The organism is Candidatus Baltobacteraceae bacterium, assembly GCA_036559195.1.
Classification (GTDB): Bacteria; Vulcanimicrobiota; Vulcanimicrobiia; order Vulcanimicrobiales; family Vulcanimicrobiaceae; genus JALYTZ01.
The window spans coordinates 88,217-99,101 of sequence record DATBTN010000060.1 but is presented as its reverse complement, the minus strand read 5'-3'; the positions used below and the strand labels follow the sequence as shown (position 1 = coordinate 99,101).

The 10,885-nt window shown below is 62.9% G+C and carries 8 protein-coding genes; 5 read left to right on the top strand and 3 right to left on the bottom strand.

The features are described from left to right. The first annotated feature begins 564 nt into the window (after positions 1-564). The 3 genes from trxA to selB are packed head-to-tail and all read left to right on the top strand — an operon-like array spanning position 565 to position 4,122. Positions 565-891 carry a thioredoxin gene (gene trxA / locus VIG32_10135; GenBank protein HEY8298368.1) on the top strand — a complete coding sequence of 109 codons (327 nt, stop codon included), beginning with the start codon at positions 565-567 and terminating at the stop codon, positions 889-891. 15 nt (positions 892-906) lie between these two features. Further along, the gene (selA, locus tag VIG32_10130; protein HEY8298367.1) at positions 907-2,244 is read left to right on the top strand and encodes an L-seryl-tRNA(Sec) selenium transferase; all 1,338 of its coding nucleotides are present in this window, start codon (positions 907-909) and stop codon (positions 2,242-2,244) included. A 6-nt stretch (positions 2,245-2,250) separates the two neighbouring features. After that, positions 2,251-4,122 (top strand): selenocysteine-specific translation elongation factor, encoded by a 1,872-nt coding sequence (gene selB / locus VIG32_10125; GenBank protein HEY8298366.1) that lies wholly within the window; start codon positions 2,251-2,253, stop codon positions 4,120-4,122. 250 nt (positions 4,123-4,372) lie between these two features. On the opposite strand, the gene VIG32_10120 is transcribed toward selB, so the two are convergent. Together VIG32_10120 and VIG32_10115 are read right to left on the bottom strand one after the other, a co-directional pair. Continuing rightward, positions 4,373-4,669 (bottom strand): DUF6504 family protein, encoded by a 297-nt coding sequence (locus VIG32_10120; GenBank protein HEY8298365.1) that lies wholly within the window; start codon positions 4,667-4,669, stop codon positions 4,373-4,375. Next, positions 4,669-5,754, bottom strand: coding sequence for a hypothetical protein (locus VIG32_10115; GenBank protein HEY8298364.1), 1,086 nt, complete (start codon positions 5,752-5,754; stop codon positions 4,669-4,671). Before VIG32_10115 ends, VIG32_10120 begins: the two co-directional genes overlap by 1 nt. Positions 5,755-5,807: 53 nt before the next feature. Between VIG32_10115 and clpB the strand changes: the two genes are divergently transcribed. Continuing rightward, entirely contained in the window at positions 5,808-8,435 is a 2,628-nt protein-coding gene (gene clpB / locus VIG32_10110) for an ATP-dependent chaperone ClpB (GenBank protein HEY8298363.1), read from the top strand. Further along, the gene (locus tag VIG32_10105) at positions 8,432-9,001 is read left to right on the top strand and encodes a DUF1003 domain-containing protein (GenBank protein ID HEY8298362.1); all 570 of its coding nucleotides are present in this window, start codon (positions 8,432-8,434) and stop codon (positions 8,999-9,001) included. The genes clpB and VIG32_10105 overlap by 4 nt, the downstream gene beginning before the upstream one ends. On the opposite strand, the gene typA is transcribed toward VIG32_10105, so the two are convergent. Further along, entirely contained in the window at positions 8,988-10,814 is a 1,827-nt protein-coding gene (typA, locus tag VIG32_10100) for a translational GTPase TypA (GenBank protein HEY8298361.1), read from the bottom strand. The genes VIG32_10105 and typA overlap by 14 nt on opposite strands. Positions 10,815-10,885 lie beyond the last annotated feature (71 nt).

The window sequence follows — 10,885 nt, the reverse complement described above, 5'->3', positions numbered from 1 at the left end:
GATCCGCCTCAACGTTAAGGAGATTCGTCAAACCGGCCGCGACGCAAAGGGCGTAAAACTCCAGCGTCTCACCGAAGGCGACGAAGTCATCGCCCTCACCAACCTCGGCAAACAAACCGAACAACTCACCGACATAACCGGCGAACCCCAACAACCAGAACTCTAAAAGCCGCCGTGGTTCGACAAGCTCACCATGACAACAGCACCAACCTCACCATGACAACGACGCTCACCTCATTTTTTGTCATCCTGAGCTTGTCGAAGGACGGAGCTTGTCGAAGGACGCGGTTCGACAAGCTCACCATGACAACGACACCACCCTCACCCATGACTACGACACCAACCTCACCATGACAACGACGCCCACCTCACCATGACAACGACGCCCACCTCACCATGACAAACGACGCCCGCCTCACCATGACAACGCGTCACGCGCCACCCGGGGCCCCTGCCTGTCATCCTGAGCTTGTCGAAGGACGTGGTTCGATACGCTCACCGCGGGGATGAAACCGAGTGGTTGGGGATGTGGTTTACAGACGATGGAGGAATGTTAAGAATACAATGAGTGCATTAGCCGATGTTTCGCAGTCCGATTTCCAGCAAGAGGTGCTGGGCAACGATCAGCCGGTGTTGGTCGATTTCTGGGCGCCCTGGTGCGGACCGTGTAAGATGCTCGCGCCGGTCGTCGAGAAAGTCGCCGCCGCTCACGCCGGCAAGGCGAAGTTCGTGAAGTTGAACTCCGACGACAATCCGAGCCTGGCGGGCCAATATCAAGTCTCGGGGATTCCGTGCTTGATTCTCTTTAAGGGCGGCCAGCCCGTAGATCGCATCGTCGGATACGTCTCGGAGCAGACGATCACGTCGATGCTCAGCAAGCACGTCGCCTAACATCCGGTAGAATCGATGACTGCGTTGCGCGGCCTTCCGGCCGTGCATCGTCTTCTCGGCGAAGCGTCGATCGCTCCGTATCAAGCGCTTCTGGGCCGCGATAGCGTCAAACGCGCGATCGACGTCGAACTCGATCGCGCGCGTCATTCCGAGCCGTTGCCCGAATACGCCGCGCTCGTCGCCGGAATCGTCGAGCGCCTGGAACGCGCGCGTATGGAGACGCTGCTGGCGGCGATCAACGGTACGGGCGTCGTGCTGCACACCAATCTCGGCCGCGCCCCGCTCGCGAGCGAGGCGCTCGCTGCAGCCGCGCTGGCCGGGCGCGGATACTCCAATCTCGAGTTCGATCTCGCCACGGGAACGCGCGGTTCGCGCTACGCCCGCGTGAGCGATCTGCTGCGAACGATCACGGGTGCGGAAGACGCGCTCGTGGTCAATAACTGCGCGGCGGCCGTGCTGTTGATGCTCGACACGTTTGCGAAGGGCCGCGAAGTCGTGATAGCGCGTAACCAGCTCGTCGAGATCGGCGGCGGCTTTCGCTTGCCCGACGTGCTCGAGCGCAGTGGAGCGATGCTGATCGAAGTCGGCGCGACCAACAAGGTCTATCTCCAAGATTACGAACGCGCGCTCTCGCCCCGCACCGCGCTGCTCATGCGCTCGCACGCCTCGAATTTCGCGATGACCGGCTTCACGCACGACGTCGATCCGGCGGAACTTGCCGCGTTGGGGGCCCGTGCCGGTATTCCCGTCGTGGAAGATTTGGGCAGCGGCGCGCTCGTCGACCTTGCGGAGTACGGGCTTCCGCACGAACGAACGGTGCAGGAAGCGGTGACGCAAGGGATGGACGCGGTCGCGTTCTCCGGCGATAAACTGCTCGGCGGCCCGCAGGCCGGAATCGTCGTCGGCAAGGCGACACTCATCGCACGCCTTCGCTCGAATCCGTTGGTGCGCGCGTTGCGCGTCGACAAGCTCACGATCGCCGTGCTCGACGCGACGCTGAGATTATATGTAACGCCCGAGTCCCGTGAACGCATCCCATTTTATCGCATGATCGCGACCTCGCACGATGCGCTGCGCGAGCGCGCGCAACGCTATCTCGAAGCCCTACCCGAGAGCGCGGTGCAGGTTGCTCCGAGCATCGCCTACGTTGGCGGCGGGTCGCTTCCGCAAACGAGCATCGCTTCGCTGGCGATCGTCGTGCGGGCGGCATCGCCCGAGCGCGCCGCCGCGCGGCTGCGCTGCAACGACCCCGCAATCGTCGCGCGCGTCGAAGACGGCCGCGTGCTGCTCGATCTGCGCACCATCGCTCCCGATGAGGACGCGGCGGTTATTTCGGCCCTTCGTTTAATCTAGGCGCCAATGCACATCATCGGAACTGCCGGACACGTCGATCATGGCAAGTCGACGCTCGTTGCCGCGTTGACCGGGACCAACCCCGATCGCTGGATCGAAGAGCGACTGCGGGGCATGACCTTGGATTTGGGCTTCGCTCATCTGCACCTCGACGACGGGGCCGACGCGGGCATCGTCGACGTTCCGGGTCACGAACGATTTCTGCATAATATGCTTGCCGGCGCCGCCGGAATGGAGCTGTTGCTGCTCGTGGTCGCGGCCGACGAAGGCGTGATGCCGCAAACGATCGAGCACCTGCAGATTCTGCGCTTTCTCAACGTGCGCGGCACGATCGTCGTCGTTACGAAAGCCGACCTGCTCGATGCCGACGATCTCGCGTTTGCCGGCGAAACGATTGCGGAATCGCTGCGCGGGACGATCGCCGAGGGCGCGCCGCGCGTAGCCGTCTCCAGCCAAACCGGCGCGGGCCTCGATGCGTTGCGCGAACGGATCGCCGCGGGACTGCGCGCGCTGCCGCCGCGCAACCCGCAAGCCCCAGCGTATCTTCCGATCGATCGCGTCTTCGCTCTTGCCGGCCATGGCACGGTCGTGACCGGTACGTTGATGCAGGGAACGATGCGGGTCGGCGATACGCTCAAACTCGAACCCAGCGCGAAACTCGCGCGCGTGCGCGGTCTGCAAACCTTTGGCCGGTCCGTCGAAAGCGTCGATGGCGGCACGCGCGCGGCGGTCAACGTCAGCGGCGTCGATGCCGGCGAGATCGCGCGCGGAGAAGTGCTCGCCGCACCGCAATTTACCGCCACGCAGTCGTTCGCGCTGACGTTCGAGCCGCTTGCGGGTTCGATAGAGATCCTCAAGCGGCGCAATCCCGTACGCGCCTATATCGGCGCTGCGGAATTGCTCGGAACGCTGGTTTTCGATCGGGCTCCGGCGACGCTCGAGCCCGGGCGCGCGCAGCTGTTTTTGCGCCGGGCGACGATTGCCTATCCCGGCACCGCCGTCGTTCTGCGCCGCATGTCGCCGAAAACGTTGCTGGGCGGGGGGCGGATCGAAAGTACGCTCGACGCGCCGGCCGGTGGCGATCCGGCGCGCGAACCCAACTCGAACGAGGAAGCGGTGCTGGCGGTTCTGCGCAATGCCGGTTTGAACGCGCCGGCAGTCGACGCGATCGGACGGGCCGCGAATCTGCTCGACCAAACCGCGCACGAAACGCTCGAACGGTTGGCGCAAAGCGGTGAGGTGTTGCTCGTAGCGCGGCCGGCCGGCTACGTGGACGGTGCGATCGCGCAAACGTTCTTCGAGCGCGTTCGCGCGCACATCGAAACGCAGCTTCGGGGCGAACCATGGGCGATGGGTCTTACGTCGATCGCGCTGGCTCGCGCGCTGCGCACCGAGGAATCGATCGTCGTACGGCTGCTCGCCGCATTCGCCGACGACGGGCGTCTCGCCAACCGTGCCGGTTACTACGCCACGCCCGACCATACGCCGAAGCTGAGCGACGAACAGCGCGCGTTTTTCGATGGCGCGGTCCCGATCGATCCCGAACAACCGCTCGTTCCGGCATCGCTGGCCGCCGTGGTAGCCGAGGTAAAACAGTCGCGCGTCGAGGGCGTTGCCAGAGCTTTCGATACGTTGCTGGCGCGCGGCGCCTTGATAAAAGTCGGCGAGTCGCTCTATCGCGGAACGCAAATCGCGCAGATCCACACAACGATCGACGCGTTTCTCAAACGCGAGAAGCAGATGACGATGGCCCAATTCCGCGACCTCGCCGGTACGTCGCGCAAGTACGCAGTCCCGCTGCTCGAATGGTTCGACGCCCGCGGCATCACCGTACGCAGCGGCGACTACCGCATGCTGCGCACCCGCAAAGACGCCTAGCCGCTTGTCATGCCGAGCCTATCGAAGCACGACGATGGGACGCGGCAGTGCTGTGAGCGGTTTGCTTTGTCATGCTGAGCCTGTCGAAGCACGACGAGTGGGCGTGGTAATGCTGTGAGCGGTTTGCTTGTCATGCTGAGCTTGTCGAAGCACGACGAGTGGGCGTGGTAATGCTGTGAGCGGTTTGCTTGTCATGCTGAGCTTGTCGAAGCACGACGAGTGGGACGCGGTAATGCTACGATGCGTGGGGTTAGTCTTCGAGGGTGTAGAGGTGCCAGCGGGGGTGGTTGCGTTTGGCTTGGCGTTCGAAATAGATCGACGCTTTGCGGCCGTCGGTTAGGATCACGTCGAAGTAGTGGCGTTTGACGTAGGTGTCGCCGCGGTCGACCTTGGTGGATTTCCGCATCTGGGCGGTGGATGCGATCGATAGGAGTTCGTCGCGCCAGCGAAAGGCGGCCGGCAGCGCCGGTTCGCCGCGTGCGAGGGTCTCGGGGTCGAACGATGCGTCGGCCGGTTCGATCGGCTCGCTGACGAATCGCTTGGGCATTAGCGATGCAGCGTGAGCACGCCGACGACGAGTTCGAGTGCGATCAGCACGATGACGACGATTTCGAGAAATTGATCGCGGGTGCTGCGCGCCTGATCGCTGACGAAGCGGTACATGTCGCCGATGCTCTCGAGCTTGCGATCGATTTGCCGATGCCAATCGCCCAGCGCCAGTCGCGAAACGGCGGCTCGATAGATTCGGGCGTAGTACGCGTCGCCGATGATCTTGAGTGCGTTGTTGGCGCGGTCGGTGAGTTCCAGCACGTCGACGATGAGATAGCGCAGGCTCGCCGCTTGATCGGCGGCGCCGCGGCCGAAGGGCGAACGCACCGGCTTGCCCGGCTGGGCCGCATAAATTGCGTCGAGCTCGCGATCGAGCAGCGCATCGTAGGTACGCAATTCGACGAGCTGCGAATTCGCGAACTCGAGTATGTCTTCGATGGCGTCGGCGCTCTCGCGCCGGTCGTAGACGAGCGCGCCGTCCCATTGCACGATCGTGAGATCGTCGGTGTAATAGGAATAGCGCTGGCGCAGCGATTCGTCGATCTGCAGTGACGAGAACGGGCCGGTTTCGCCGGAAAGCAGCCGCACGAGTTGGGGACCGTGTTCGGCGAGCAGATCGGCGCTCGAGATGGCGTTCGCGAAGCGGTCTATTTCGGCGATGAAGTAATCCTCAACCAGCGCCGGATGCGGGTCGTCGAGAACGTGGGCGACCTCGGCGGTCACCGCGTCGGCGGCCGCACGCGCCAACTCCGAGAGCTCCGCGGAACTGCGCAGGCGCGCGGCGAGGGCGACGAACTCGTCCCAGGAGCCGGCAAACTCGACCGAGAGGCGAATCGAGATGACCCCGTAGTCGAAGAGCTTCACCCGCCGCAAGACGGTCAGGCCGTCGGAGGTGACCGTGGGCAGGCGAGCGATTAACGGAGGAGTGGGAAACTGGAGATAGGACGGCGACGTATGTGGACGTAGCGGGAGATCGGCGGGCGAGAGCCCCTCGCCGCCAACCGTCCGCAACCGTTTGAGATCGATCGTGTCGGCGACGTCGTACAAGTAAAAGGCGCGCAGCGCGCCGGCGGCAATCTCCACGCCGGTGGATAGCGCAACCGCACAGGAGTGTCCTGCTGTTTTGAGTGACGAACATGAACGTTGATCGCATGACGGAGCGCGTACAAGACGCGCTCAATGCCGCATATACGCGCGCGCTAAACGAACGCAACACGCAGACGATGCCCGAGCATCTGCTGGCGGCGATTTTAGAGCAAGAGCGCGGCATCGCTCCGGATATCGTGAAAGCCGCGGGCACCGAACCGAAGACGCTTGCGAGCACGGTCGAAGACGCCATCGCACGCCTGCCCCGCGTGACCGGTTCGAATGCGGATTCCGCTGCGGTGACCCTATCGCCGGAACTCGGGCGGCTGATCTCGGCCGCCGAAGCGGAATCGAAATCGCTGCAGGACGACTTCGTCTCCGTCGAGCACCTGCTGCTCGCGATGGCCGAGGGCAGCGGCGAAATCGGCCGCATCTTCCGCGACGCCGGCCTCACGAAGAACGCGCTCTTGGCGGCGCTCCGTACGGTGCGCGGAAATCAGCGCGTTACGACGCGCGATCCCGAAGGCACGTACAAGAGTTTGGAGCGCTACGGCCGCGATCTGACGCTCGAAGCCGAGCGCGGCAAACTCGATCCGGTGATCGGGCGCGACGACGAGATCCGGCGCATCGTTCAAGTGCTCTCGCGGCGCACCAAAAACAATCCCGTGCTTATCGGCGATCCCGGCGTCGGGAAAACGGCGATCGTGGAAGGGCTGGCACAGCGCATCGTACGCGGCGACGTGCCCGAAGGGCTCAAAGACCGCCGCATCGTCTCGCTGGACATGGGTGCGCTCATCGCCGGTGCGAAGTATCGCGGCGAATTTGAAGAGCGTCTCAAAGCCGTGCTCAAAGACGTTCAGAAAGCCGAAGGCGCGATCGTTCTCTTCGTCGACGAACTGCACACGGTTGTGGGAGCGGGCAAGACCGAAGGCTCGATGGATGCTGGCAACCTGCTCAAGCCGATGCTCGCGCGCGGCGAACTGCACATGATCGGCGCCACGACGCTCGACGAATACCGCAAATACGTCGAGAAAGACGCCGCGCTGGAACGCCGCTTCCAACCGGTGGTCGTCGAACAGCCGAGCGTCGAAGATACGATCTCGATTCTGCGGGGCCTCAAGGAAAAGTACGAGGCGCATCACGGCGTTCGGATTAAAGATAGCGCCCTCGTTGCCGCCGCGACGCTCTCCAACCGCTACATCAGCGATCGTTTCTTGCCCGATAAGGCGATCGATTTGGTCGACGAAGCCGCGGCCAAGCTGCGTACCGAGATCGACTCGATGCCGCAAGAACTCGACGAACTGGGCCGTCGCGTGATGCAGCTCGAGATCGAACGCGAGGCGCTGCGTAAGGAGCACGATAGCGCGAGCCAACGCCGCCTTGCGAAGCTCGAAGAGGAGATCGCCGAACTCAAGCGCGCTCAAGAGGCGCTGCAAACGCAATGGCAATCGGAGAAGACCGCCGCCGTAACGACTCGCGCGCTGCGCGAAGCGATCGAGCAGACGAAAGTGCAGATCGAACAGGCCGAACGCCAATACGATCTCAATCGCGTTGCGGAACTGCGGTACGGCAAACTCGCCGAACTCGAGAAGCAGCTTCGCGCCGATGAAGAACAGCTGCACTCGCAGCGTAACGGCAGCGCGCGGCTTTCGAAAGAGGAAGTCGACGAAGAAGACATCGCCGAAGTTATCAGCCGCTGGACCGGCGTGCCGGTGACCAAATTGCTCGAGGGCGAGATCCAGAAACTCCTCCAACTCGACGTCGAACTGCACCGGCGCGTCATCGGCCAGGACGAAGCCGTCGACGCGGTCGCCGAAGCGGTGCTGCGATCGCGCTCGGGCCTGGCCGATCCGAATCGGCCGATCGGTTCGTTCATCTTCCTCGGGCCGACAGGCGTGGGGAAAACGGAGCTGGCGCGGGCGCTCGCCGACTATCTCTTCGACGACGAGCGCGCGATGATTCGGATCGACATGTCGGAGTATCAAGAGAAGCACACCGTCGCGCGGTTACTCGGCGCACCGCCGGGATACGTCGGTTACGACGAAGGCGGCCAACTGACCGAGGCCGTTCGCCGCCGTCCGTACTCGGTGATTCTCTTTGATGAGATCGAGAAGGGCCACCCCGACGTCTTCAACATTCTCTTGCAGATACTCGACGACGGCCGGCTGACCGACGGTCAGGGGCGCACCGTCGACTTTAAGAACACCATCGTCATCATGACCTCGAACATCGGCAGTCATCGCATCCTCGACTATAAGGGGTCGTTCGATGGAGCGGAGTACGCGATCATGCGCGCGACCGTGCTCGATGAACTGCGCCAGCATTTTCGCCCGGAGTTTCTCAATCGCGTCGACGAGACGATCGTCTTTCACGCGCTCACCGAAGAAGAACTGGGCCAAATCATCGAAATACAACTCGGCCGCTTGCGCGCGCGCCTAAGCGAGCGTCGCATTACGCTCGAGTTGAGCGACGCCGCGAAGCGCCATCTCGTGAAGGCGGGTTACGACCCGGCGTACGGCGCGCGCCCGCTCAAGCGCACGATTCAAAAAGAACTCGAGACGACGCTCGGCCGAAAGATCCTCGCCGGCGAGATTCGCGACGGCCAACGGGTCGTTATCGACTACGACGACCTCCGCGGGGAGCTAACGTTCAACGCGAGCGCGCTATCGGCGCGATGAACGATCGGGAGAATCCGCCGCACCTGGAATCGGCGACGCAGTCGCTGGCCGATCTGCACGCGGCGCATAGCGAGAACGCACCGAGCATTCAGCTGGGCATCGAACGCATCACGCGCAGGATCGGCCGGCCGTGGACGGCTTACGGAATCCTGACGTTCGTCGTGCTATGGATCGGTATCAACCTCGGCATGCTGCTGGCAGGCCGCCGCGCCTTCGACCCGCCGCAGTTTTTCTGGCTGCAGGGACTCGTGAGTCTCTCGTCGCTCTTGATGGCGACGTTCATTCTGATTACCGAGAATCGGCAAGGCGATCTTGCCGAATTGCGCGCGCAGACGACGCTGCAGATCGCGCTCGTCTCGGAACAGAAGATCGCGAAAATCATCGAGCTGCTCACGAAACTACGCGAAGACGATCCCCACGTGGAGGATCGTCGCGATGCCGTCGCCGATGCGATGTCCGATCCGACCGACCTGCGAACGGCCGTTTCGACCCTCGAGGTCGCTCAAGACGAAGCCGTGCGCAAGCGCGTGGACTCGGCGCAGCCGAGTCCGCCTACGCGCGAGTAACTTCGCGCTTGCGGTTGCGCAAGCGCTCGGTTTCGTTGAGCGTGCGTTTGCGTATGCGAATCGACTTCGGGGTTACCTCGACCAGTTCGTCGTCTTCGATGAACTCGATCGCGCGCTCGAGTGAAAGCTCTTCGGGCGGTGCGATCTTCACGTTGTCATCCGAACCCGAGGCTCGCATGTTCGTCAACTTTTTCGCGCGCACGACGTTTAGCGAGATATCCTTATCGTCGTTAGCGCGACCCACGACCATGCCCTCGTACGCCTCGGTGCCGGGACCGACGAAGAAGCGGCCGCGCTGCTCGACGCCGGCGAGTGCGTAGGCGGTGATCGTTCCGGTATCGCTCGCGACTAGCGCGCCGACGTTGCGGCCCGGCAATTCGCCTTGCCATTCCTGGTGATCGTAGTAGGTGTGCGACATGACGGCCGTTCCGCGCGAGAGCGTGAGCAATTCGCCGCGTAGACCGAAGATCGCGCGCGTCGGCATCGTATATTCCAGGCGGCGCGATTCACCGACGTTGATCATGTTCGACATGATGGCTTTGCGGCGGCCGAGCGATTCGATCACGGGGCCCGAGTACTCTTCCGGTACGTCGACGACGACGTACTCGACCGGTTCGAACTTCTTACCGTTTTGCTCCGTGAGAATGACCTGCGGCTTGGAGACCTGGATCTCGTAGCCTTCGCGGCGCATCGTCTCGATAAGGATCGAGAGATGCAGCTCGCCGCGTCCGCGCACTTCGTACGTGTCGGCGCTCTCGGTATCCGCGACGCGCAGCGCGACGTTGGATTCCAATTCGCGCATCAAGCGGTCGCGAATCTGACGCGACGTGAGGTACTTGCCCTCGCGGCCCGCAAACGGTGAGTTGTTCACGCTAAAGGACATCGAAACCGTCGGTTCGTCGACCGCGATCGCGTGGACGCCTTCCGGCGCGCTGAGATCGGCGATGGTGTCGCCGATGTTCAACCCCTCGATGCCGGAGACGCACACGATATCGCCCGCACTCGCTTCCTCAACCTCGACGCGTTCGAGGCCCTGGAAGGTCAGCAATTTCGTGAGCCGCAATCCGGTCTCGACCGTTCCGTCGCGCGCGATTTTGGCGATCGGCGCGTTGATGCGCATGCTTCCGCGGAAAACGCGGCCGATGCCGATGCGCCCCACGTACTTGTTGTGATCGATCGCCGAGATCAGCATTTGGAATCCGCCGTCTTCGCCCGGCGCTTCGGGGACGTGCTTGGAGATGATCTCGAAAAGCGGCTCGAGATCGTCGCTCACATCCTCGAGGGTGCGTTTGGCGATGCCGGCGCGCCCGTTGGTAAAGACGACCGGAAAATCGGCTTGCTCGTCGTTTGCGCCGAGTTCGATAAAGAGGTCGAAGACTTCGTTGACGACTTCCATCGCGCGGGCGTCTTTGCGGTCGATCTTATTGACCGCCACGATCGCTTTGAGATCGAGCTCGAGCGCCTTACGCAACACGAAGCGCGTTTGGGGCATCACGCCTTCGGCCGCATCGACCAGCAGCAGCACGCCTTGAACCATCTGCAGTACGCGCTCGACCTCGCCGCCGAAATCGGCGTGGCCGGGGGTATCGACGATGTTGAGTTTGATGTTGCCGTGGCGGATCGCCGTATTCTTCGCAAGGATGGTGATGCCGCGCTCGCGTTCGAGCGGGTTCGAATCCATAACTCGCGTCTCCATGTGCTGGCCTTCGCGAAAGACGCCGCTCTGCTTGAGCATGGCGTCCACCAGCGTGGTCTTGCCGTGGTCGACGTGCGCGATGATCGCGACGTTACGGATGTCCGGACGAGTCTTCATGAGGTCCTTATAACGTGAAATGGGGCGTTTGCGCCACAGGTTTTGTCAGTTCGGGACCGGGCCGGTCCCAC

Coding starts and splice junctions, on each gene's coding strand:
- selB (HEY8298366.1), top strand. CDS start 2,251: ATGCACATCATCGGAACTGCCGGACACGTCGATCATGGCAAGTCGACG.
- selA (HEY8298367.1), top strand. CDS start 907: ATGACTGCGTTGCGCGGCCTTCCGGCCGTGCATCGTCTTCTCGGCGAA.
- typA (HEY8298361.1), bottom strand. CDS start 10,814: ATGAAGACTCGTCCGGACATCCGTAACGTCGCGATCATCGCGCACGTC.
- clpB (HEY8298363.1), top strand. CDS start 5,808: ATGAACGTTGATCGCATGACGGAGCGCGTACAAGACGCGCTCAATGCC.
- VIG32_10120 (HEY8298365.1), bottom strand. CDS start 4,669: ATGCCCAAGCGATTCGTCAGCGAGCCGATCGAACCGGCCGACGCATCG.
- trxA (HEY8298368.1), top strand. CDS start 565: ATGAGTGCATTAGCCGATGTTTCGCAGTCCGATTTCCAGCAAGAGGTG.
- VIG32_10105 (HEY8298362.1), top strand. CDS start 8,432: ATGAACGATCGGGAGAATCCGCCGCACCTGGAATCGGCGACGCAGTCG.